The sequence below is a fragment of the Ideonella benzenivorans genome, from assembly GCF_020387415.1.
In the GTDB taxonomy this organism is placed as follows: domain Bacteria; phylum Pseudomonadota; class Gammaproteobacteria; order Burkholderiales; family Burkholderiaceae_C; genus Ideonella; species Ideonella benzenivorans.
This window is the reverse complement of record NZ_JAGWCB010000006.1, coordinates 224,892-248,088: the sequence shown is the minus strand read 5'-3', so window position 1 is coordinate 248,088 and position 23,197 is coordinate 224,892. Positions and strand designations below refer to the sequence as shown.

Sequence of the window (23,197 nt, the reverse complement as noted above, 5' to 3'; positions counted from 1 at the left end):
CCCCTGCAGCAGCAGGGTGCGGTCGTGCGACAGCAGTTCTTGAAGGGAGGACGGGACCATGGTACTGCAGGCCTTCCAGCCAAGCCGGCCTCTCGCCACGCCCCTGGCATGCCGAAAGTCTGCTTCGCCGATAGAAGATGAGCCGAGTCTGCGGGAGCCCAGAAGGGCTGACCATCCCCTAATTCACAGGCCCTGGCGGGAATTCATCACCATTCTTCACGAAATCATCGTCTTCGGGCACCTGTCGACGTCGCCAGGCGACCGCTTCGCGCAGCACGGCCCGCCGCGCGGCCTGCCAGAGCCGCCGCCAGCCGGGCAGACGCGACTGGGCTGACGCCGCCTCCGCCCGCCAGGCCAGCAACTCGTCCAGCGCGCCTTCGGGGGTGGTGAAGTGCCCGGTCCGGCGGCTGACATAGGTGGGGTACTGGATCAGCGCCGCCGCGACCAATTCGTCCAGGTCACGCGGCCGCCCCCGCCGGGGCGCCGGCAGGCGGTCCTCGGTCAGGCCCCAGCCGGCATAAAAGGGCAGGCCCCAGCAGACCACCCGCCGACCGCGCAGCAGGGCCTCGAAACCCGCCAGCGAAGTGAGCACATGCACCTCGTCCACCTGCTGCAGCAACGCGGTGATCGGCGGATCGGCCACGATCTCATCGCACCAGCGGCCGGCCTCGTCCTCGTCCGCCCCCCGGGCCCGCAGCCGCGCCACCACATCGGGGTGCGGCCGGTAGACCAGCCAGGCGTCCGGCCGTTCGTGCCGCACGGCCTGCAGCAGGCCCAGGTTGGTACGGATTCGGGGGGAGCCGAGGGCCAGCGAGGCGTCGGACTCCACCTGCCCCACCACCAGCACCACCGGCTTGTCGCCCGGCGGACGCTGCCAGCCCCCCTGCCCCACGTTGTACTTGGTCAGGTCGGCGGCCACCAGCCGTTCGCGCAGGCGCTGGGCGCGGGCCCGCAGCGCCCCATCACACGCCCCCTGTGCCAGCGCGTGCTCCAGGTCGGACGGTCGGCGGGCGTCGTAATGCAGCCCGCGGCCGTCGATCACCCAGGACAGGGGCTGAACCAGATCCGCGCCCAGGCCGACCGAGCGCAGAAAGCCGTCCTCGACCCGCAGCAGCCGCCTCGGCTCGGCCGGCGGCCAGGCCCGCCGGCCCCAGACCGCCACCGGCCCGGCAAAGGTCTGCGCCGCCGCCGCCGAACCGGACACGATCCGGCTGCCGGCCAGAAAACGCCGCAGGCTGGCCAGCTTCCAGCCGGAGAAACCGACCGCCATCACCTCGGCCGGAAAGCGCTCACGCTGCTGCCGCTGCAGGCCAATCCAGGCCAGCAGGCGCTCGGGGCTGCAGGGCCCGCCGGTCTCCGGATCCAGGTAGCGCGGATAGTCCACCAGGGCCGCATGGACCAGCGCCGACCCTTCGACCGGGCGGCGGCGCGCCGGCGCGGGCAGCTCGTCCTGCGTGAGGCCCCAGCCGGCGTAGAACGGCAGGCCGAAGCAGCGCACCGGCCGCTGCCACAGCAGGGCCTCGAAGCCCATTTGCGAGCTGACCACGTACACCGCCGTCGCCTGCGCCAGCAGGCCGGCTGGGTGCACCGGCGCCGCCAGCACCCGCACCCGGCTGCGCTGGCCCGGGGTCAGATCGGCAAAGTGACCGCGCTTGCGCCCGGCCAGCACGTCCGGATGCACCTTGAGCCAGACGGTGGCCGACGGGTGCTCGTCCAGGGCCGCGTCCAGCATGCGCCGAAAGCTCCCGGCATCGGCCTGCGCCCCGGCGATCGAGGCGTCACCAGCGGTCTGGTCCACCACCAGCACGTCGCCCGGCGCCAGCTGGCCAGTCCATTCCCGGGCCTGGTTGTACTTGGACGCCCGCGCGGCCTGCCAGGCGGCCTGCAGGGCCTCGGCCCGCTGCCGCCGGGCCTCGGTCAACGGCAGCTGCACCAACGCCTCCAGGCGCGAGGGCCGGCTGGCGTCGTAGTAGATGCCCTGGTCGTCCAGCACGATCGACAGTGGCGGCTCGTCCGCCCCCAGGCCGACCGAGCGCAGGAAGCCGTCCTCCAGCCAAAGCACCGGCAGCCCCCGCCGGCGGGCCCAGGCTTCGGCCCGTTGTGCGCTCGGCTTGCGGCCCCAGGCCAGCACGGCCTGGGCGCCTTCGGCCTCGGCCCGGGCCGCCGGCACCAGGCGCCAACCGTCCAACAGGCCCGGCAGGGTCGGAATCCGGCCCACGCCACGCCCATGCCAGGCCACACAGCGCAGCGTGGCCAGCAGATCGGGGGTCAGCGTCCGTGGCCCCGGCATGGACAGCCCGGCGACCGACTCAGAGACCGGCCGCGGCGAAATGGGGGTTGTCGAAGCCCGGCTTGCCATAGCGCAGCGGCTGCCCGTCGGCCACCACGGTGACCTTGCCCCCCGCGGCCCGCAGCACGGCATCGCCGGCGGCGATGTCCCACTCCATCGTGCGACCCAGGCGCGGGTAGAGATCGGCCTCGCCGGCGGCCACCAGGCAGAGCTTCAAGGACGAGCCGGCATTGGTGCGCGACGCCACCTTGCGCCCAGCGAGGAAGGCGTCCAGCGCGGTCTCGTCGCCGTGCGAACGGCTGGCCACCACGGTCAGGCCCTCGGCCGGCACCGGGCGGCAGGCGATGGTGCGCCGGCCGTGCGTGTCTTCCAACCAGGCTCCGGCACCGGCCACGCCACCGAACAACCGCCCGATGGCCGGCGCATAGACCAAGCCCAGCACCGGCACGCCGTGCTCGACCAGCGCGATGTTGACGGTGAATTCGCCATTGCGGCTGATGAACTCCTTGGTCCCGTCCAGCGGGTCGACCAGGAAGAAACGCTCCTTCACCTCCGGCACCCGCCCCGCGGCCACCGACTCCTCGGCCACCACCGGGATGCCGGGCGCGATCTCGGCCAGCCCGGCCAGGATGACCTCCTCGGCCTTCTGGTCGGCCTGGGTGACGGGGGACGCATCCCCCTTCTGGGTCACGTCGAAGTCGGTCGCATAAATGTCCATGATGACGCGGCCAGCCTCCCGGATCAGGGGCACCAGGCGATCCAGCAGGGCGACGGTGGCAGAGGTCTCTTGCATGGGGTCACTTTCATATGAGGGATATGGCATTGTGCAGACCGGATGGCAGAATGAAACTCCCTAAAACATTTAATGACCACACTTCGTGCCCCACGTCGCCCCCGAACTGGATGAGCTGAATGCGCGCCGCCGGCGGGCGGTTCAGTTGCGGGTGGACGGCCTGAGCCTGTCACGCATCCGGGAAGAAACCGGCCTGAGTGTGCCGACCATCATCAAGGCCTGCCAAGCCTTCGAGCGGGGCGGATGGCAGGCCATTGACGTGGGCGAGCGCGGCCGGCCGCGCGGCACCGGCCGCGTGCTGAGCGCCGCCCAGGAGGCCGAGCTGCGGCAGGCCGCGCTGACCCAGACCCCGGAGCAGGCCGGCCTGGCCGTGGCCTTGTGGGATGGTGCCGCGCTGCAAGGGTTGGCCCAGACGCGCTTTGGCCTGACCCTGCAGCCACGTGCGCTGTCTCGCCTGCTGGAACGCTGGGGCCTGGCGCTGCGCCCGCTGCGTGAACTGGCGGCCACGCAGGCCGAAGGCAGCCGCTGGCTGGACACCCACTGGGACCCGGGCATGCGCCAGACCACCGGCCAGCAGGCCTGGGCCGGCACCCTGGCCCACCCGGACCGGCCGGCCCCCGGCGGGCTGGTGCTGGCCGTCTCACCGCGCGGCAGCCTGCGCTGGCTGCCGGTCGAACGCCTGGCCAGCACCGACACCTACATCGACTTCCTGGACCGCCTGCTGCGCAGCCGCAGCGGCGCCTGGCGTGTCTGGCTGCACGGACCCGCGCTGGACCGGGCGCCGGCCCTGCGGGACTGGCTGGCCCGCCAGCCCCGGCTGACGCTGCAGCCCTGCCCGGTGGCCCCGCAGGCGCGCACCCAGGCCGAGGCGCGGCCCGACACCTCCGCGACGGTGCCCGCACCACCGCCGGCCCATCCTGCCGCCCAGGCCGAACCGCTGCCCGTGCCACGGGCCGTCACAGCGGCCCGACGCGTCCCGGCCTCTCCCATTTCGTCCTCTTTTGCACAGCCCACCACGGAACCCACCATGAGCCTGACCCACCTGCAGCGACTGGAAGCCGAAAGCATCCACATCATGCGCGAGGTCGTCGCGGAAGCCGACAACCCCGTGATGCTCTATTCGATTGGCAAGGACTCGGCGGTGATGCTGCACCTGGCCAAGAAAGCCTTCTACCCGGCGCCGCCCCCCTTCCCGCTGCTGCACGTGGACACGACCTGGAAGTTCCGGGCCATGTACGAGATGCGCGACCGCATGGCCCAGGAGCTGGGCATGACGCTGCTGGTCTACCAGAACCCCGAAGCCAAGGCGCTGGGCATCAACCCCTTCGAGCATGGCTCGCAGATCCACACCGACATGTGGAAGACCCAGGGCCTGAAGCAGGCGCTGGACAAGTACGGCTTCGATGCCGCCTTCGGCGGTGCCCGCCGCGACGAGGAGAAGAGCCGTGCCAAGGAGCGCATCTTCTCGTTCCGCACCGCGCAGCACCGCTGGGACCCGAAGAACCAGCGCCCCGAGCTCTGGCACCTCTACAACGGCCGCAAGCAGAAGGGCGAGTCGATCCGCGTCTTCCCGATCTCCAACTGGACCGAGCTGGACATCTGGCAGTACATCTACCTGGAGAACATCCCCATCGTGCCGCTGTACTACGCGGCCGAGCGGCCGGTGGTCGAACGCGACGGCACCCTGATCATGGTGGACGACGAGCGCTTCCCACTGCGCCCGGGCGAGGTGCCGATGATGAAGAGCGTGCGCTTCCGCACCCTGGGCTGCTACCCGCTGACCGGCGCGGTCGAATCCACGGCCGACACCCTGACCGACATCATCCAGGAGATGCTGCTGACCCGCACCTCCGAGCGCCAGGGCCGCATGATCGACCACGACAGCGCGGCCTCGATGGAGAAGAAGAAGCAGGAAGGCTATTTCTAAAGCCCCCACGCTCCCTGCCGGTCGCTGCCCCCCGAGGGGGCTCGCGCGGCGGACCGGCCAAGCCGGATCCGCGCACGCCACTGGGTTGAACACCCCACACCCGTTTCGAAGGAATTGACCATGGCCCACGTTTCGGACCTGATCTCCACCGACATCGAGAAGTACCTCAAGCAGCACGAGAACAAGAGCCTGCTGCGCTTCATCACCTGCGGCTCCGTGGACGACGGCAAGTCGACCGTCATCGGGCGCCTGCTCTACGAATCGAAGATGCTCTTCGAGGACCAGCTGGCCGCGATGGAGAACGACTCCAAGAAGTGGGGCACCCAGGGCGGTGACCTCGACTTCGCGCTGCTGGTCGACGGCCTGGCCGCCGAGCGCGAGCAAGGCATCACGATCGACGTGGCCTACCGCTTCTTCTCGACCGACCGCCGCAAGTTCATCGTCGCCGACACCCCGGGCCACGAGCAGTACACCCGCAACATGATCACCGGCGCCTCGACCGCCGATGTGGCGGTGATCCTGATCGACGCGCGCAAGGGCGTGCTGACCCAGACCCGCCGCCACAGCTACCTGGTCAAGCTGATCGGCATCCGCAAGGTGGTGCTGGCCATCAACAAGATGGACCTGGTCGACTTCTCGGAAGACGTGTTCCGCAAGATCGACGAGGACTACCGCGAGTTCGCCAAGCAGATCGGGCTGGAAGACATCACCAGCATCCCGTTGTCGGGCCTGAAGGGCGACAACATGACCGAACGCAGCCTGCACACGACCTGGTACCACGGGCCGACGCTGATGGGCTTCCTGGAAACCTGCGAGATCGACGAGACGCGCCTGCAGAAGCTGCCCTTCCGCATGCCGGTGCAATGGGTCAACCGCCCCAACCTGGACTTCCGCGGCTTCTGCGGCCTGGTCGCCAGCGGCGTGATCAAGCCCGGCGACCGGGTGCGCGCCCAACCCTCGGGCCGCGAGAGCAAGGTGGCCCGCATCGTCTCGCTGGACGGGGACCTGCCCGAGGCGATCGCCGGCCAGAGCATCACGCTGACGCTGGAAGACGAGATCGACATCTCGCGCGGCGATGTGGTCTCGATCGCCGAGTCGCCGGCCGAGGTGGCCGACCAGTTCGAGGCCACCGTGGTGTGGATGACCGAGGAGCCGCTGCTGCCGGGCCGGCCTTACCTGCTGAAGATCGGCACCCAGCTGGTGACCGCGACGATCACCGAGCCCAAGTACAAGGTGAACGTCAACACGATGGAGCACCTGGCGGCCAAGCAGCTCGAGCTCAACGAGATCGGCGTGGTCAACCTGGCGCTGGACCGGCCCATCGCCTTCGACCCCTACACCGACAACCGCGACACCGGTGGCTTCATCCTGATCAACCGCCTGACCAACAACACGGTCGGCGCCGGGATGATGCACTTCGCGCTGCGCCGCTCGCACAACATCCACCTGCAGCCGGTGGACGTCAACAAGACCGCCCGCGCCGAAGCCAAGGGCCAGAAGCCCGCGGTGCTGTGGTTCACCGGCCTGTCCGGCGCCGGCAAGTCCACCATTGCCAACCTGGTCGAGAAGAAGCTGTTCGCGATGGGTCGCCACACCTATCTGCTGGACGGCGACAACATCCGCCACGGGCTGAACAAGGACCTGGGCTTCACCGAAGCCGACCGGGTGGAGAACATCCGCCGCGTGGCCGAGGTGGCCAAGCTGATGGTGGATGCCGGCCTGATCGTGATGACCGCTTTCATCTCGCCCTTCCGCTCGGAGCGCGCGATGGCCCGCAGCCTGATGGGTGAAGGCGAGTTCATCGAGGTCTATGTCGACACCCCGCTGAACGTGGCCGAAGACCGCGACGTGAAGGGTCTGTACAAGAAGGCCCGCCGCGGTGAGATCGCCAACTTCACCGGCATCAGCTCGCCCTACGAGGCGCCGGAACTGCCGGAGATCCGCGTGAACACCACCAACTGCACGGCCGAGGAAGCAGCCGACAAGGTGATCGCGCGCATCCGCCAGCTGGGTCTGATCGACTGACACAGGCGGCTCGGCGGGTCGGGCAGCGTGTAGAGTCCGGGCTCTGCCCATGCCCGACATCGCCGACCTGCTCGACCAACTGCGGCGGGACATCCCGCTCTACGGCCACCTGATGGCCTCCATCGGCTTCAAGCGCGAGCTGGTGGCCCGCCTGGGCGTGCAACAGGCCCACGCCGTGGTGCGCGAGCCCTTGCAGTTGCCAGACATGGAGCGCCTGCGCCGGCTGCCGGTGACCCCGCTGCGCGAGGCCGCCCGCACGCAGGGGCGGTGTTACCACGAGCTTTGGCCCGGCGGGAAGACCGCCACCCTGCCGCGCATGCAAGTGGTCGGCGAGGGCGACGATCAGCCCTGCCCGGTCACCGACCGCGCCGGCTACCTGACTTGCCTGGAGGACGTGGCCGTCCGGGGCCGCTCGGAGTTGCTGCTGTGGCGCGACCAGGTGCTGCACGACGTCGAAAGCGACGAGGCCAGCCGGACCCACGACCAGTTCATCTTCGACGCCCAGGTGTTGCACGCCGAGGCGGACCACTGGTGGGTGATGGACAGCGCCGAGCCCGCGCCGGTGATCGAGGAGGCCTTCTGGCTGGGCGGCCACCATGCGCACGACTTTGGCCACTGGCTGAGTGAATACCTGCCCAAGCTGGCCACCGCCCGCCTGGCCGGCTGGCCGGGCGGCATGCCGGTGCTGGTGGACGCCAGTGCGCCGGCCACGGTGCGCGAAGCCCTGCCCGCCCTGTTGCCGCCCGACACCCCGCTGCGGGTGCTGCCCTACCTGGGCCGGCTGCGCGTCAAGCGCCTCTGGTGTGCGCCCAATGTCAGCTACCCGGGCTTCTGCCCCTCGCTTGCCAGCAACACGGACGCGGTGCGCCTGCTGACCGCACCCTGGCGCATGGCCAGGCTGATCCAGTCCACGGCCGAAGCTGCTGACCAGGCCCTGAGCCAGCCCACCGGCATCGACCGCCTGTACCTGGCCCGGCGCCCAGGACGCCACAAGGCGATCGTGAACCACGAGGCGGTGGACGCGGTCCTGGCCCGACATGGCTTCGTGCGCGTGCTGCCCGAGGAACACACCCTGCTGGCGCAATGGAACCTGGTACGGCAGGCCCGCTGGATCGTCGCGCCGGAAGGGTCGAACGCCCTGCTGGGTTTTTTCGCCCAGGCCGGCACCCGCATGGCCCTGCTGACCTCCCCGTACACCCAGCCTCTGCTGGACCTGAGCGCCACCGCCACTGCGCTCAACCTGCCGTTCACTGTCGTGACCGGCCCCTGCGCCACCGACAGCCCGCACCACACCGAGCACCCGTTCTGGCGCTTCTGGAACGACTACCGCATCGATCCGTCAGCGCTGGACCGGTTCCTGAGCGACTGGCTCGGCGCCTGAGGCCGGCCGGGCGGCGTAGTAGGCCGGGAAATAGCCGTCCCCCACGCTGGCGGGCACGCCCGCGGCGGCGCACAGCTCGGCGTAGCGGGCCGGGTCATACACCTGCTTGAGGCGCCGAAAGGCCTGGGAGCGGGGACGCCAGCGCAGCTTGGCGGCCGCCACGTTGTCGCCCGGACGCACCCCACCGCCCAGATTGAGCCAGGGCACCGCGCGCTCGGCCAGGTCCCGCACCCCGCCCAGCATCAAGGCCGTCGTGTGGTGGCGCCCCTCGGGCAGGGCCGCCTGGATCACCCCTTCCGCGCCCCAGGGCGTCCAGCCGTAGAGCGTGACCGCCACCAGGCGGCCCTCCATGTCGGCGGAGCCCAACAAGCCGGCCCCCGGCGCCCGCAGCAGGGTGGTCAGGGCCGCGTCGTTCCAATAGGCGGCCGGGCCGGCCCCCATCCGGTCCAGGAAGGGACGGTGCTGGGCCCGCATGAATTCAGCCAGGTGATCCCGCTCCAGGATGAACCGATGGCCCTGCTCCTGCCAGCGCCGCCAGTCGCGCCGCCGGTCGGTGCCCGCTTGGGCCAGCACGCCGTCCAGCCCCGACTGCAGGTCCAGGAAGTACAGCATCTCATCGCCGGCCGGCGCCCCTTCGAGCGAAGGATCCCCGAAGGCCGGGTGTTGGGCGATGTAGCCGCAGACCGCCCCCTGGGCCCGGGCGAATGCCGCCCAGTGCGCCGCAAAGCCAGGCCAGGCGCCGTTGCTGGCGAAGCCGGAGAAGCCCACCGGCGTCACCCAGTCCAGCGCGCCATCGCGCTCACGCACCGAGAACGGACAGACCACCCGCACCCCTTGCTGCTCGCCCACGTACAACCAGGTCGGCCGCCCGGTGTTGAGGGCGGCGGCGTGGCAACAGTCCCAACTGGCGTAGAAGCTGTGCGGCACCCCGGCCAGGGCCGCCTGCCAGGCCTGGGGGTCCTCGCTGCTGATCAACCGGTCGGTCGTGCGCATGCGGTCCGTCCGTCAGGCCGCGGCACCACCGGCCTCGAGCCGCTGCAGCAACTGGGGCAGCAGGGCCAGGTCGATCTCGTAATTGCCGAAGTACTCTCCCGGTCGCAAGGCCGCCGGCTGCTGGCCATGGCACAGGCACAGGTGCTGGCCCAGCGCCTGCGTCACCTGGGCATAGGACTCGTGGTGCACCACGCGCGGCCCGGCCAGCACGCCGATGCGCGTGCCGGCCGGGGCGAACAGCGTGTTGCTGAGCGCCGAGCCCTCCGGCGCCACCACCCACTCGGCACCGCGCATCAGCGCCAGCTGGTCCCGGAACGACAAGCCATTGCAGTCGACCACGGCAAAGCCCTGGTCCCGGAACCAGGCCTCCACCGCGGGACGGTTGAGCAGCCGACGGTGCTGGCTGTCGGAGCGCGCCAGGTAGAGCCGGCGCAGGGGTCCGCCAGGCACGGCCTCGGCCCAGCGGGCCGACAGCCGCTGCAGGCAGGCCGCCATCCAGGGGCCATCCATCACATGCCAGCCCACCCCGTCCTCGGCCCCGGGCGCCGGACCGATCGGATAGAACAGTGGCGCGGTGACCGCCCACAGCGCCCGCACCCGCAGGGCCTCGCCGGGCCGCACGGTGCGCACCCGGTCCAGACCACCCAGTGCCAGCGCCAGAGACTCCAGGTGCTGCGCCGGCATCTGGGCATCGACCAGCACGGGCAGGGTCTCGACCCCCGGCACGCCCAGGCAGGCCCAAAGCTTGGGGAACAGCTCCTCCAGCCAATGGCCGTAGGCGAATGAATGCAGCCCCAGCAGGGACAGCGCCCGCGGCAGCTCCGGCAGGTCTGCGCGGTCGGGCAGGGCCACCTGCTCGCCCGCGTGGGCCAGCACCGCGCCATCGGTGCTGAGGTGGCAGGGCACATGCGCGAACTCGTCGTTCTGATGGTCCAGCAGGGCCACCTCGCCCACCCGGACCAGATTGGACTTGCTGTGCACCACCGCATCCGGCAGCCGCACCAGGGCCATGCTGCGGCAGCGGTATCGGCCAGCGGGCTGGTCCGGCGCGCCCACCGCCGGCAGCACCGGCACCTCGACCTCGCGGCTGGCCGAAAAGACGGTCACCGGCCAGCCGCGCGCCTGGGCCTCACCCAGCAGCGGCCGCAGCGTGTACCAGCGGGCCTGCCAGGCCCCCGGCTGATCCAGGGCCGCCATCCAGCCCTCCACCAGCGCCTGCACGCCCAGCGCCGCGGCCAGCGCGTCCTTGGCCGGTCGCAGGCCATAGAACTGCGGGCGCGGCGCCAGCAGCCCCTCGCGCAGACGGGCCATGGGCAGCAGGGCCTCGGCCTGGCTGCGCTGGGCCTCGGTCCAATGGGCCGGCCAGCCGGTGCTCATGTGGCTCCGGCCTCGCGCAGGCGCGCGGCCACCTCGGCGCCATGCCGTCCCCAGTTGGCCAGCCGCTGGCCCAGGCGCTGCGCCTCGTCGGGCGACAACTGCCGGCCCGAGGGCAGCTGCAACAGGGTCTGGCTGAGCCGGTCGGTGACCGGCAGCGACGGCGGGCCGCCCGGACGGGACCGATACGGCTCACCGCGGTGACAGCCCGGCCGGAAGTAGCGCCGGGCATAGACGTTCTCCGCCCGCAGCAGGCGCACCAGCTGATCACGGTCGAGCGCCGCGCCGGGCAGCACCTCCAGCACGATGTAGTGGTGGCTGAAGGCCTCTCCCGGCGCCGGGGCCACCAGCCGCAGGCCGGGCACACCGGCCAGGGCCGTCGCATAGGCCTCGTAGAGACGGTGGTTGTGGGCACACAGGTCGTCGAAGTGGTCGAGGTTGCACAGCCCCACCGCGGCGCTGAACTCGTTCATCTTGGCATTGGTGCCCACGCAGCTCACCTGGTCCTCGTCCGGGATGCCGAAGTTGCGCATCAACCGGATGCGCTGGGCCAGCGCCTCGTCGGTGGTGGTGACCAGCCCGCCTTCGAGCGAATTCAGGCCCTTGGTGGCATGCAGGCTGAACACCTCCACCGTGCCGCGCGAGCCCAGGGGCCGGCCCGCATGACCACAGCCCATGGCATGGGCCGCGTCCAGAATCAGCGGGATGCCGTGCCGGCGGGCGATGTCCTCCAAGGCCTCGACCGCGCAGGCCCGGCCCCACAGATGCACCCCCAGGATGGCGCCGGTGGCCGGGGTGATGCGGCGCGCCACCTCGGCCGGGTCCAGGCCATGGTCGGCGTCGCGCACATCGCAGAACACCGGTGTGAGGCCCAGCCACTGCGCCGCATGCGCCGTGCCGATGAAGGTGAAGGCCGGCAGCAGCACCTCGCCCTGCACCCCCAGCGCGCGCAGCGCCACCTCCAGCCCCAGCGTGGCATTGGCCACCGCGATGCAGTGCGGCACCTGCAGGCGCTCGGCGCAGCGATGTTCCAGTTCCTGCACCAGCGGGCCATCGTTGGTCAGCCAGCGCCGGTCCAGTGCGCTCTGGATGCGCGCATGCACCTCGGCCTCGGGCGCCATGCTGGGCCGCCCAACGTAGAGCGTCCGGTCGAACAGCGGCACGCCGCCCAGCAGGGCCGGCGTGAGGTCGGCAGGCTCAGTGGCCATCGGGATGCCCCTCCGGATGATCCAGCAGCTGGCGGGCCGATTGCAGGGCGCCCTCGGCCCGCAGGCTCGCGAATTCCTGCGCATCCAGGTGCTGCAGCGCGAACTCGGCCTGCACCGCCGCCTCGTCCGGCAATGCGGCCCAGCGCCGCCAGTGCCAGGCCGCGCCGGGCGGAAAGCGGTCTGGATAGGCGCTGAACAGGGCGCGGATGTTGGCCAGCTTGCGGGCGAAACGCTCGGCCGTGCTGAACGGCAGGTGGGCGGTGATGAGGTCGCGCGACAGCGCCCGGACAAAGGGCTGGCCCGGCTGGCCCTGGGCATCGTGGCAGCCCAGTTCCAGGCTGGCCAGGTGACGCGGCCGCACCGCGATCTTGGGCACCGGCACGCCGGAGATCCAGGGCGTGAGCGGGTGCGTCGCCAGGTGCTGGCGGAACTCGGGGATGGGGCGCGCAAACAGCCAGAGCCGGTCGTACACCGCGGGCGTGGGCGGCCAGGGCAGGTCCAGCCCCTGCGGGCCCAGGGCCACGTTGTAGCGGGGCACCCGAAGCAGGTCCAGGCCATCGTCCTGCCACTGCGGGCTGTCGCGCAGCCGGCCGGTGGCAGGCAGCCAGAACTCGTCGGCATCCAGGTGCAGCACCCAGTCGGCCCGGGTCTGCTCGGCGATCTCGCGCTCGCGCGCATGCCAGGCCGACGGCTGGGTCTTCTCGTCCTCGCCCACCGGCACCAGCCGCAGGCGCGGCCCCTGGTGGGCCTGGGCCCATTCCAGGCTGCCATCGGTGGAGCCGGCATCGCGCACCACCACCTCGTCCACGCCGATCTCGTACAGGTGGCGCACGCAGCCGGGCAGCAACACCCGCTCATCCATCACGCCCACCACCGCCACCAACTTCATGTTCGGATGCCTTCCCGCCTGCTGGCTCTGGCCATAGTGTAGAGGCGCCCATCCCCGGGGGCGTGGCATGCTTGCACACTTCATCCCCCCACTTGCCCCTTTGCCCATGCCCGCCCCGACACGCCCCCGCACGGTGGCGGTGATGCAGCCCTACTTCTTTCCCTACGCCGGCTACTTCCGCCTGCTGGCCCAGGCCGATGTGTTCGTGCTGTTCGACTGCGTGCAGCACCGCGCGCGCGGCCGGGTCCACCGCACCGAGGTGCCGGCCCCGGCCGGCGGGCTGGAATGGCTGACGCTGCCGCTGGCCCCGGCCGCGCGCGAGACCCGCATCCAGGACCTGCGTTTTGCCGATCAGGCCGATGCGCTGTGGGCCGAGCGCCTGGCCCGGCACGCCGACTGGCCGCGCGCCTCGGGCGAGGCGGCGCAGGCGGTGCGGGCCTTCCTGCACCGGCCCCTGCAGGGCCCGCTGGTGGACCACCTGGAAGCCGGCCTGCGGCTGGTGGCCGGGCTGCTGGACCTGCCAGCCACGCTGGTGCGCAGCTCCAGCCTGGGCATCGACCCCGCGCTGCGGGCCCAGGACCGGGTGCTGGCCATCGTGCAGGCGCTGGGCGGCCAGCGCTACCTCAACCCCCCCGGCGGACGCGCGCTGTACCAGGCCGAGGCCTTTGCCGCCCACGGGCTGACGCTGGATTTCCTGCCCGACTACAGCGGGCCGCACCGCTGCCTGCTGCCCACCTTGCTGACGGCCCCCACGCTGGATGCGCTGCGGGCCGACGTGCACGCCCCGGCCTGACCGTCCCTCAGACGGCCGGCCGCCAGGCGGCGGCCTGCCAGTCGGCCCACAGGGCCGCCACGTCCGCCGGCAAGGCGGCCTGGACATCGCCGGCCAGGTTCTGGTGCACCCGGCCCGGGCGCACCTGGGCCAGGGCCTGGGCCCACTGTCCCTCGCTGGCCTGCAACCCCAGGGCGGCCAGCACCGGGGCCAGGGTGGCCCGGGGCGCGGCCAGCAGGTCGCTGTGCAGCAGCACCGGCACCTCGGCCCGCCCGCGCCAGGGCGCGAGCGCCCGGTGGTGGGCGGCCCACAGCGCCAGGCCGTGGCGCAGGCTGCTGTAGCCGCCGCGGGCCCGCAGCGAGCGGGCCACTGCCAGGGGATGGCGCAGCACCACCAGCCCCTGCAGTTCCGGCACCTGGGCCTGCCAGAAGCCGGCCGTGTAGCACAGGCGCGGGTCCTTGAAGGCGGTGAGCACGGCCCCTTCCGGCCGCGAGCGCCACAACCCCCGCAGCCACAGACGAGCCTGTGCCTGCAGCACGGGATCGGTGGCCAGGGCCTGGACGCGGGCCAAATCGGGCGCGGGGTCGTCCCAGGCCGAGTCCGCCCGGTCCAGCACCGCCTCGTCCAGCCCCATCAGGGCCGGGTGCTCGAAGAAGCCTTCGGGGTTGTCCGGCTGGGGCCCCAGCAAATCCTCGGCCGGCCCCAGCCAGACGCCCAGGGCCTGCAGCATGCCTGCCAACAGCGAGGTGCCCGAACGGTGCATGCCCAGCAGGGCCAGCCAGCGCGCTTCAGGGGCCCGCCAGTCGGCCAGCGCGGCCTGCACCGGGTCCGAGGCCCGCAGGGCGGGCGCCTGGGCGCAGGCAGCCATCGCCTGCACATGGGCCGCCAGGCGCGTCTCGGTCGGCAGAACCGCCAGAGACGCCGCCGTCCACTGGGCGGGCGCCGGCGCCGCGGCAACCGGCAGCTCGGCCCCGGGCGGTTCGGCCGCGGTGCCCGCCGGCCAGACCTGCCGCCCCTCCAGGCGCCCGTGCGCCAGGTAGTGGAAAAACGGGTTCAGGCCCGCCTCGCGCACATCGGCGTGCCAGGCCAGGTAGGCGCGGGTGCCAAAGTCCGGGCTGGGGTCCAGCCCCTGCGCCGCGCCGCGGGTCAGGTAGTGGAGTACCGGGTCCTCCCCCCGCTCCTGCGGGGACAGCTGGGCCGCGTAGAACACGGGGTCGAGATGGCCCCGGATCAGCTCGACCATCGCTGGATCGACATAGACCGCGGCAGCGCCTTGGGGCCCCGAGGTGCCGGGCTGCGCATTCACCGGCGCGCTGGGCGCCCGGGCGGGCGCTGACGGCGCCGGCGACGACGCACCGTCCAGGGCCCGCAGATCGCCCAGTTGCAGCCAGTCCATCGCCGCGGCCAGCGCAAAGCCCCGCTGGCGGGCGGCCTTCTGCACCCGGTGCCAGTCCGCGTGCAAGGTGGCCAGGTCCGGCACCGGCGCGCCGGACAGTTCGGTGGGCGGCACCGGCCACTCGAGCCCCCAGCGGTGGCTCAACCGCCGACGGTCGCCGGCATAGGCTCCCGCCACCTGGGCCGCCAGCTCGGGCCCCACCCGCATGCTCCCCTGGAAGCTGGGCTTCAGCTTGGACAGCACCATCAGTTCGTCCACCATGGACGCCGCCTCGGCCGGCGGCAGCAGGTTGTTGAGCAGGCGCTTGATGAACAGCAGGTTGCCGCTGATCGAGGGATTGTTCTCGTAGGGCTTGCGCACGAAGCGGCCCAGGTCGCCCTCCAGCCCGACCTGGGCGGCGAAATCCTTCAGCACATCGCCGCCCACCAGGCTGCGCCGGTCGTAGAGCCGCAGCGTCAGCTGCCCATGGCCAAACACCTGGCCCCAGGTCTCGGCCACCTCGCTCAGGGGTTTGTGGGTGAGGTGGCAGAAGGTCTCAAAGCTGCACGACAGGCCCGAGGCCTGCACGTTCTGCTGGTACCAGCTGGCCAAGTAGGCCAGGTGCTCACGCAGGTACAGCACGATGCGCACTGGATGCCCCTGCAGCAGCCGCGCCAGGTTGCGTGCCCCGCGCGGCCCCCGCGCATGGAAGTCCTCGGACGACAGCCAGACCCTCGGCATGCCCTGGATCTCGGCCAGCAGCGCCTGGGCCACCGGGCTGGCGCTGGGGTCGGCGTCGGCCTCGGCGCTGCCCACCCAGGCCGACAGGGCGTGATGGGCCGCACCGGTGCGACCCGCGCGGGGATAGCAGATGCCCTCGGCCCGCAGCGCGTCGGTGTTCAGGGCCAGGAAATCCTGGATCGAGGAGGTGCCGGTCTTGTTCAGACCGATGTGGACGACGACGTCGGACATGCGAGGGGGTCGGTCAGCGAAGGGGCAGGGTCGAGGCATCATAGGCGAGGCCCTCCCCGGTGCCGATCCCCCATTGCTAGACTGCGCCCACTCCTCCGGCCCTTGTCTGCGGACCATGATCGTCTCGTTCAACCGTCAATTCGTGTTCGTCCATGTGCACAAGTGCGCCGGCACCAGCATTGAGGTGGCGTTGGCCGCGCACCTGATGCCCAACGACCTGGTGCTGGGCTCCACCCCGGGAGGCGAGCGCCTGCAGGCGGTGTTCAAGCAGGTGATCGGGCTGGACAAGCACGCCACCGCGGCCCAGGCCCGGCAGTGGCTGGGGCCGCAGCGCTGGGCGCAGTGGTTCAGCTTCGCCTTCGTGCGCCACCCGCTGGAGCGGCTGCGCTCGCTCTACACCTTCGCGCGCGGCCTGGCGGAGACGCAACCGATGACGGACGACGAACGGCGGCTCTGGGAGGAGCAGGAACGTTGGCCGAACCGCCTGCCCTACCACTACGCGGCGGTGCGGGCCGCGCTCCAGAGCGAGACCTTCGACGCCTTTCTGTGCCACCCGCTGACCTGGCGCGATGCCGGCGCCCAGCCGATGTGGCGCAGCCTGTGCGACGAACGCCAGCAACTGCTGGTCGACTTTGTCGGCCAGGTGGAACGGGCCGAGGACGACTGGGCCGAGGTGCAGCAGCGGCTGGCGCTGCAGGCCCCGCTGGGCATGCACAACCGCAGCCAGCGCAACACCGAGGCCCAGTTGTCCGACGCGGCCTGGGCCCAGGTGCGGGCGCACTGCCTGACCGACTTCCAGCTGTTCGGCTACCCGGTGCCCGAGCCCTTGACGGGTGAGCCCTGGCCCGCCCCCTCGCCCGAGAACGACGACGCGGCGGGGTGAGCCCGCCGGGCCAGCCAGCGCGCCACGCGCGCCTGGGCCTCGGGCTGGTCGGTCTGCAGCCAGGCCGCTAGGCGCCGTTGCAGTTCGGCCCAGGGATCGGCCTCCGGTTCGCCCCCGCTCACCGCGGCGCCGGGCTCGGCCAGCGCACGCAAGGCCCGGGCCCAAGGCTCCGGGCTGCAGACCGGCCAGCGCCCCTCCAGCAGCAGATGGAACCAGGCCAGCACGCAGCGTTGCCAGACCGGCAGCGGCGCGCGGCGCAGCGCCTGCCAGCCCGCAGCATCCAGCCGCAGCGGGGCACGGTAGTGAAAGCGCGCCGGGCAGGCCAGGCGCAGCAGCACCAGGCGCTGGATCACCGGCATCGCCGTCGCCATTGCGGCCGGATCCCGCCAGGGCCCGGGCCGCGACAGGACGACGTCCTGCACTGCCCCGTCCGCAGCGGCCAGGCTGCAGAGCACCGCGCCGGTCAACACGTCGCTGTGCACCCAGTCCGGCCCCAGCACGCCCCCGGAGCGATCCAGCGCCTCGGCCACGGTCCACAGGCCGGGGTCGGGCACACCGTCCGCCACCTGGCCCAGCAGCGCCAGCCAGGCCGTCGGGGGGGTCTGCCCGCGCAAGGCCGCCACCGGCAGCGGGGCCCCGCCCAGCGACAAGGCGGGCACGCTGTCCAGCCCGGCCAGCACGGCACTGGCCTGCAGCCGCACAGACCAGGACAGTCGCCCGGTGCCCGCCAGATCGCGCAGCACGGCCCCGCTGTCCTGCCAGAGCGGCTGGCCACGGTGGCTCCGCAGATAGGCCAGGGTGGCCGGCGCCTCCTCGGCAGCCAGCCGATCCTGCAACTGGGTCAGGGCGTGCGCCAGGCGTTCGGCCGCGTGGCCGGGGAACAGCCGCCGCGCCAAGTCGGCCAGCGGCGCCGTGTTCAGGTACACCAGCCCAACCCAGTTCGCGCGGCGGCCCTCTGCCGCACGGCCGTGGACGGCCGGGCCGGCCAGCGGCACATGGTGCAGCGCGGCCACGCGGGGCGCCAGAAAGGCCTGGCCAAAGCGGCCCGGCCGGCGCGACAGCACCGTCAGCTCGCCCGGGAGACGCCCCAGCAGCTGCAGCCCGTGCAGCGCGCTGCCCTCGGTGAACACGAGCTGGGTGTGCGCGAGGTAGGTGGCCAACTGCTCGGCCAGTGGGTGCTGCTCGGGACGGTAGATGCGCGCGCCCAGGGCGGCGAAGAAGTCCTCCAGCGCGGCCTCGCCCACCAGGCCCTCCCCCACCCCGGCGCGGCTGACGAACAGCACCTCGCCGGCCGGCGCGACGGGCAGCGCCGCCTGGCGTTCCGCCAGCCGTGCCAGGTAATCGGCCGCGGGCGGCGGGCCACCCAGGCACTCGGCCTGCGGGGCCACCCACAGCATGCCCACGCGGGTCGGGCGGTCCAGCACCCGCACGCGGCCGGCCACGCCCAGGTATTCAAAGACGGCCTGGATGAAGCCGGGCAGCGGCTCGGCGCCCTGCCCCGGCCGGGTGACGTAGAGGATGGGCAGATCGGGTCGGGCCTGGGCGGCCGGCAACAGGCGATGGGCGAACTCGGCCAGGAAGTGGCCGAAGTGGTTCACCAGGCAGCCGCCCCACAGGGCTTCGCCGTCCAGGCTGTCGATGGGCTCGCCTTCGGCCGGGGGCTGCGGACAGACATCCACCGGGGCCGTGCCGCGCCAGTGCCGAGCCCGGCCCTGCCGGTCGAAGTCGGGATAGATCGGACCGGCCTGGTGCACCGGCCCGCCGTGGAAGGCTGCGAACAAGGCCTGCACCGGCGCTACGAGGATGTCGGCATAGGCCTGCAGCATCGCCAGGCTCAGACGCCGAGGAACTCGGTCAGCATGCGCTCGACGCCGCTCTGCCAGGGCGGCAGCTGCAGGCCGAAGGCCTCGCGCAGCCGGGTGGTGTCCAGCCGCGAGTTGAGCGGGCGCTGCGCCGGCGTGGGGTAGGCACTGGTGGGAATGGCCTCGACCGTCTGCACCTTCAGCGCCTGCCCATGGCGCCGGGCCCAGGCGAGCACATGCTCGGCATAGCCGTGCCAGCTGGTCTGGCCATCGGCCGCCAGGTGGTACAGGCCGGCCAGCTCGGGCCGCTGGGCCAGGGCGCGCAGCGCATGGGCGGTGACGTCGGCGATCAGCTCGGCCCCGGTGGGCGCGCCGATCTGGTCGGCAATGACGCGCAACTGCTCGCGCTCGCCGGCCAGGCGCAGCATGGTCTTGGCAAAGTTGCCGCCGCGCGCGGCATAGACCCAGCTGGTGCGGAAGATCAGGTGGCGGCAGCCGCTGGCCTGGATGGCCTGTTCGCCCGCCAGCTTGCTGCGGCCGTAGACCGACAGCGGGCCGGTGGCGGCGTCCTCGTCGCGCGGCTGCTCGCCGCTGCCGTCGAAGACGTAGTCGGTGCTGTAGTGGACCAGGGTGGCGCCCAACTCGGCCGCCAGCTGGGCCAGCGTGGCCGGGGCGCGGGCGTTGAGCAGTTCGGCCAGGGCCGGCTCGCTCTCGGCCTTGTCCACCGCGGTGTGGGCCGCGGCATTGACGATGATGTCCGGCCGCAGCATGCGCACGCTGCCAGCCAGCTCGCCCGGGTGGGTCAGGTCGCCGCACAGGCCATCGTGCTCACGCCCCAGGGCGATGACGCGGCCCAGCGGGGCCAGGGCGCGGCGCAGCTCCCAGCCGACCTGGCCATTGGGTCCGAGCAGAAGGATTTTCGGCGGCGCCATCTCAACGGGCTCCGTAGTGTTGGCCGACCCAGTCCTTGTAGGCCCCGCTCTGCACATCGGCCACCCAGTCCGGGTGGTCCAGGTACCACTGCACCGTCTTGCGGATGCCGGTCTCGAAGGTCTCGGCCGGGCGCCAGCCCAGCTCACGCTCGATCTTGCGCGCGTCGATGGCGTAGCGCCGGTCGTGGCCGGGGCGGTCGGTGACGTAGGTGATCAGGCGGCTGTAGGGGCCCGCCGGGTCCGGGCGCAGCTCGTCGAGCAGCGCGCACACCGTCTGGACGATGTCCAGGTTGGCCTTCTCGTTCCAGCCGCCGATGTTGTAGGTCTCGCCCAGGCGGCCGCCGGCCAGCACGGCGCGGATGCCGCTGCAGTGGTCCTTGACGTAGAGCCAGTCGCGGATCTGCTGGCCGTCGCCATAGACCGGCAGGGGCTTGCCGGCCAGGGCGTTCACGATCATCAGCGGGATCAGCTTCTCGGGGAAGTGGTAGGGCCCGTAGTTGTTGCTGCAGTTGGTGGTGAGCACCGGCAGGCCGTAGGTGTGGTGCCAGGCGCGCACCAGGTGGTCGCTGGCGGCCTTGCTGGCGCTGTAGGGGCTGTTGGGCTCGTAGGGGTTCGTCTCGGCAAAAGGCGGGTCGCTGGGCTTGAGGCTGCCGTAGACCTCGTCGGTGCTGACGTGGTGGAAGCGGAAGGCGGCCTTCTCGTCGCCTTCGAGCGTGCCCCAGAAGGCCCGCGCCGCTTCGAGCAGCGTGAAGGTGCCTTCGACGTTGGTCTTCATGAAGGCGCCGGGGCCGTGGATGGAGCGGTCCACATGGCTTTCCGCCGCGAAATGCACGATGGCGCGCGGGCGGTGGGTGGCCAGCAGCTGGTCCACCCGAGCGCGGTCGCCGATGTCGCCGTGCACGAAGTGGTGGCGCGCGTCGCCCTCGAGCGAGGCCAGGTTGGCGCGGTTGCCGGCGTAGGTCAGCGCGTCCAGGTTCACCACCGGCTCGGCCGCGGGGTCCGCCAGCCAGTCCAGCACGAAGTTGCTGCCGATGAAGCCGGCACCGCCGGTCACGAGAATCGTCATGGGTTCAGTCCGGGGTCGGGTTCAAAGATCACGCAGGAGACCGGCAGCGGCATCCTTGGCCGAGAGCTGCGGGGCCATGCCGATGTCGGGCCAGGCGATCGCCAGGTCCGGGTCGTCCCAGCGCAGCGCCCCCTCGGCCTGCGGCGCGTAGTAGTCGGTGGCCTTGTAGAGGAAGTCCGCGCTGTCGCTGAGCACCAGGAAGCCGTGCGCCAGGCCCGGCGGGATCCAGAACTGGCGGTGGTTGTCCGCACTCAGCTCCACCCCCACCCAGCGGCCGAAGGTGGGGCTCTCGCGGCGGATGTCCACCGCCACGTCGAACACCGCGCCCGCCGTCACCCGCACCAGCTTGCCCTGGGCGTGCGGGGCCTTCTGGAAATGCAGCCCGCGCAACACGCCCTTGGCCGAGCGCGAGTGGTTGTCCTGCACGAAGTTCACCGGCTGCCCCACCAGTTCGTCGAAGACCTTCTGGTTGAAACTCTCCATGAAGAAACCGCGCGCATCGCCGAACACCTTCGGCTCCAGGATCAGCACGTCGGCAATCGCCGTCTGGATCGCCTTCATCAGTACACCTTGTCCTTGAGAATCTGCTGCAGGTACTTGCCGTAGCCGCTCTTGGCCAGCGGCGCGGCCAGGGTCGCGAGCTGTTCGTCGCTGATCCAGCCGTTGCGCCAGCAGATCTCCTCGGGGCAGCAGGCCTTCAGGCCCTGCCGTCGTTCGAGCGTCTGCACGAAGGCGCTGGCTTCCAGCAGGCTGTCATGGGTGCCGGTGTCCAGCCAGGCGTCGCCGCGACCGAACTTCTGCACGTCCAGTTGCCCGGCCTCCAGGTAGCGCCGGTTCAGGTCGGTGATCTCCAGCTCGCCGCGGGCGCTGGGCCGGATGGCCTTGGCGTGTTCCACCACCTGGGTGTCGTAGAAGTACAGGCCGGTGACGGCGTAGCGGCTCTTGGGCTGGGCCGGCTTCTCTTCCAGGCTGATGGCGTGGCCCTGGGCATCGAACTCGACCACGCCGTAGCGCTCGGGGTCGGTCACCGGGTAGGCGAAAACGGTGGCGCCTTCGGTCTTGCGGTCAGCCGCCTGCAAACGCCGGCCGAGGTCGTGGCCGTAGAAGATGTTGTCGCCCAGCACCAGGGCGCTGGGCGCGCCGGCCAGGAAGTCCTCGCCGATCAGGAAGGCCTGGGCCAGGCCGTCCGGGCTGGGCTGCACCGCGTACTGCAACGAGAGCCCCCAGGCCGAGCCGTCGCCCAGCAGCTGCCGGAAGCGCGGCGTGTCCTGCGGCGTGCTGATCAGCAGGATCTCGCGGATGCCCGCCAGCAGCAGGGCCGACAGCGGGTAATAGACCATGGGCTTGTCGTACACCGGGATCAGCTGCTTGCTGATGGCCAGCGTGGCCGGATGCAGCCGGGTGCCGGAGCCCCCGGCCAGGATGATGCCTTTGCGTGCGGATGTCATGGGTCAGATGCGGTGGTAATCGCGGTACCAGTCGGCAAAACGCTGAATGCCTTCGCGCAGCGGGGTGCCGGGGTTCAGCCCGGTCCAGGCGGCCAGGGCGCTGACGTCGGCCGAGGTGGCCACCACGTCGCCGGGCTGCATGGGCAGGTACTGCTTGACGGCCTCGCGGCCCAGCGCCGCCTCGATGGCGGCGATGAACTCGCCCAGCGGCAGCGGGTCCTGGTTGCCGATGTTGAAGATGCGGTAGGGCGCGTTGGACAGGCCCGGGTGCGGCGCAGCTGGGTCGTAGGCCTCGGCCGGGGTGGCCGGCTTGTCCAGCACCGCCACCACGCCGTCGACGATGTCGTCGATGTAGGTGAAGTCGCGCTGCATGCGGCCTTCATTGAAGACCGGGATGGGCTCGCCCGCCAGGATCTTGCGGGTGAAGCTGAAGTAGGCCATGTCCGGCCGGCCCCAGGGCCCGTAGACGGTGAAGAAGCGCAGGCCGGTGGTGGGCAGGCGGTAGAGGTGGCTGTAGGTGTGGGCCATCAGCTCGTTGGCCTTCTTGGTGGCCGCATACAGGCTCACCGGGTGGTCCACCGCGTCCGCCTCGGAGAACGGCATCTTGGTGTTGCCGCCGTAGACGCTGGAGCTGCTGGCGTAGACCAGATGGGCCACCGGATGCTGGCGGCAGGCCTCCAGCACATTCAGAAAGCCCGTCAGGTTGGACTCACCGTAAGCATGCGGGTGGGTGATCGAGTAGCGCACCCCCGCCTGGGCCGCCAGATGCACCACCCGGTCGAAGCGCTCGGCGGCGAACAGCGCCTCCACCCCGGCGCGGTCGGCCACGTCCAGGCGCTGGAAGCGGAAACCCGCCCGGGGTGTCAGCCGGGCCAGCCGGGCCTGCTTGAGCGCCGGGTCGTAGTAGTCGTTGAGGTTGTCGATGCCGACCACCTCATCGCCGCGCGCCAGCAGGCGCTCGGCCACGTGCATGCCGATGAAGCCGGCCGCGCCGGTGATCAGGACTTTCATGGCTGCCCCCCGTGCAGGGAACAGTCCGGGAACAGAAACGGACTCATGGGGTGATT

Annotated in this window: 18 protein-coding genes; 5 read left to right on the top strand and 13 right to left on the bottom strand. The window is 71.5% G+C overall.

What is annotated here, in order from left to right; all coding sequences use genetic code 11:
• Window positions 1-178: 178 nt before the first annotated feature.
• Both KGA65_RS01985 and cysQ read right to left on the bottom strand, forming a co-directional pair.
• Window positions 179-2,290: a capsule polysaccharide biogenesis protein gene (locus KGA65_RS01985; RefSeq protein WP_225861462.1), complete on the bottom strand. Its 2,112-nt coding sequence runs from the start codon at window positions 2,288-2,290 to the stop codon at window positions 179-181.
• A 19-nt stretch (window positions 2,291-2,309) separates the two neighbouring features.
• The gene (gene cysQ, locus KGA65_RS01980; RefSeq protein WP_225861461.1) at window positions 2,310-3,083 is read right to left on the bottom strand and encodes a 3'(2'),5'-bisphosphate nucleotidase CysQ; all 774 of its coding nucleotides are present in this window, start codon (window positions 3,081-3,083) and stop codon (window positions 2,310-2,312) included.
• 553 nt (window positions 3,084-3,636) lie between these two features.
• Between cysQ and cysD the strand changes: the two genes are divergently transcribed.
• The 3 genes from cysD to KGA65_RS01965 all read left to right on the top strand — a co-directional run bounded on the left by cysD (window position 3,637) and on the right by KGA65_RS01965 (window position 8,416).
• Window positions 3,637-5,010: a sulfate adenylyltransferase subunit CysD gene (gene cysD, locus KGA65_RS01975; RefSeq protein WP_255650405.1), complete on the top strand. Its 1,374-nt coding sequence runs from the start codon at window positions 3,637-3,639 to the stop codon at window positions 5,008-5,010.
• A gap of 120 nt (window positions 5,011-5,130) precedes the next feature.
• Window positions 5,131-7,035 (top strand): sulfate adenylyltransferase subunit CysN, encoded by a 1,905-nt coding sequence (gene cysN, locus KGA65_RS01970; protein WP_225861460.1) that lies wholly within the window; start codon window positions 5,131-5,133, stop codon window positions 7,033-7,035.
• Window positions 7,036-7,084: 49 nt separating this feature from the next.
• Window positions 7,085-8,416, top strand: coding sequence for a glycosyltransferase family 61 protein (locus tag KGA65_RS01965; RefSeq protein WP_225861459.1), 1,332 nt, complete (start codon window positions 7,085-7,087; stop codon window positions 8,414-8,416).
• Here the strand turns inward: KGA65_RS01965 and KGA65_RS01960 are convergent.
• Genes KGA65_RS01960 through KGA65_RS01945 form a run of 4 tightly spaced genes read right to left on the bottom strand, consistent with a single transcriptional unit; the run spans window position 8,375 to window position 12,880 of the window.
• A complete protein-coding gene (locus KGA65_RS01960; RefSeq protein WP_225861458.1) occupies window positions 8,375-9,409 on the bottom strand; it encodes a hypothetical protein in 1,035 nt (344 codons plus the stop codon). The two genes, KGA65_RS01965 and KGA65_RS01960, sit on opposite strands and share 42 nt — an antisense overlap.
• A 12-nt stretch (window positions 9,410-9,421) precedes the next feature.
• A complete protein-coding gene (locus KGA65_RS01955; RefSeq protein WP_225861457.1) occupies window positions 9,422-10,786 on the bottom strand; it encodes a glycosyltransferase family 61 protein in 1,365 nt (454 codons plus the stop codon).
• Entirely contained in the window at window positions 10,783-11,991 is a 1,209-nt protein-coding gene (locus KGA65_RS01950; RefSeq protein ID WP_225861456.1) for a DegT/DnrJ/EryC1/StrS family aminotransferase, read from the bottom strand. The genes KGA65_RS01955 and KGA65_RS01950 overlap by 4 nt, the downstream gene beginning before the upstream one ends.
• Window positions 11,981-12,880 carry a glycosyltransferase family 2 protein gene (locus tag KGA65_RS01945; RefSeq protein WP_225861455.1) on the bottom strand — a complete coding sequence of 300 codons (900 nt, stop codon included), beginning with the start codon at window positions 12,878-12,880 and terminating at the stop codon, window positions 11,981-11,983. Before KGA65_RS01945 ends, KGA65_RS01950 begins: the two co-directional genes overlap by 11 nt.
• A 106-nt stretch (window positions 12,881-12,986) precedes the next feature.
• On the opposite strand from KGA65_RS01945, the gene KGA65_RS01940 reads away from it, so the two are divergent.
• On the top strand, window positions 12,987-13,673 hold the full coding sequence (locus KGA65_RS01940) for a WbqC family protein (protein WP_225861454.1): 687 nt from the start codon (window positions 12,987-12,989) through the stop codon (window positions 13,671-13,673).
• Between the two features lie 7 nt (window positions 13,674-13,680).
• On the opposite strand, the gene KGA65_RS01935 is transcribed toward KGA65_RS01940, so the two are convergent.
• Window positions 13,681-15,999 carry a sulfotransferase gene (locus tag KGA65_RS01935; protein ID WP_225861685.1) on the bottom strand — a complete coding sequence of 773 codons (2,319 nt, stop codon included), beginning with the start codon at window positions 15,997-15,999 and terminating at the stop codon, window positions 13,681-13,683.
• A 115-nt stretch (window positions 16,000-16,114) separates the two neighbouring features.
• Between KGA65_RS01935 and KGA65_RS01930 the strand changes: the two genes are divergently transcribed.
• A complete protein-coding gene (locus KGA65_RS01930) occupies window positions 16,115-16,882 on the top strand; it encodes a sulfotransferase family 2 domain-containing protein (protein WP_225861453.1) in 768 nt (255 codons plus the stop codon).
• Here KGA65_RS01930 and KGA65_RS01925 read toward each other — a convergent pair.
• The 6 genes from KGA65_RS01925 to KGA65_RS01900 are packed head-to-tail and all read right to left on the bottom strand — an operon-like array spanning window position 16,807 to window position 23,141.
• The gene (locus KGA65_RS01925; RefSeq protein ID WP_225861452.1) at window positions 16,807-18,708 is read right to left on the bottom strand and encodes a glycosyltransferase family 61 protein; all 1,902 of its coding nucleotides are present in this window, start codon (window positions 18,706-18,708) and stop codon (window positions 16,807-16,809) included. The genes KGA65_RS01930 and KGA65_RS01925 overlap by 76 nt on opposite strands.
• A gap of 8 nt (window positions 18,709-18,716) precedes the next feature.
• The gene (rfbD, locus tag KGA65_RS01920) at window positions 18,717-19,616 is read right to left on the bottom strand and encodes a dTDP-4-dehydrorhamnose reductase (RefSeq protein WP_225861451.1); all 900 of its coding nucleotides are present in this window, start codon (window positions 19,614-19,616) and stop codon (window positions 18,717-18,719) included.
• A gap of 1 nt (window position 19,617) precedes the next feature.
• A complete protein-coding gene (gene rfbB, locus KGA65_RS01915; protein ID WP_225861450.1) occupies window positions 19,618-20,682 on the bottom strand; it encodes a dTDP-glucose 4,6-dehydratase in 1,065 nt (354 codons plus the stop codon).
• Between the two features lie 21 nt (window positions 20,683-20,703).
• Window positions 20,704-21,243 carry a dTDP-4-dehydrorhamnose 3,5-epimerase gene (gene rfbC, locus KGA65_RS01910; protein WP_225861449.1) on the bottom strand — a complete coding sequence of 180 codons (540 nt, stop codon included), beginning with the start codon at window positions 21,241-21,243 and terminating at the stop codon, window positions 20,704-20,706.
• Window positions 21,243-22,130 carry a glucose-1-phosphate thymidylyltransferase RfbA gene (gene rfbA, locus KGA65_RS01905; RefSeq protein WP_225861448.1) on the bottom strand — a complete coding sequence of 296 codons (888 nt, stop codon included), beginning with the start codon at window positions 22,128-22,130 and terminating at the stop codon, window positions 21,243-21,245. Before rfbA ends, rfbC begins: the two co-directional genes overlap by 1 nt.
• Window positions 22,131-22,133: 3 nt before the next feature.
• Window positions 22,134-23,141, bottom strand: coding sequence for an NAD-dependent epimerase (locus KGA65_RS01900; protein WP_225861447.1), 1,008 nt, complete (start codon window positions 23,139-23,141; stop codon window positions 22,134-22,136).
• Window positions 23,142-23,197 lie beyond the last annotated feature (56 nt).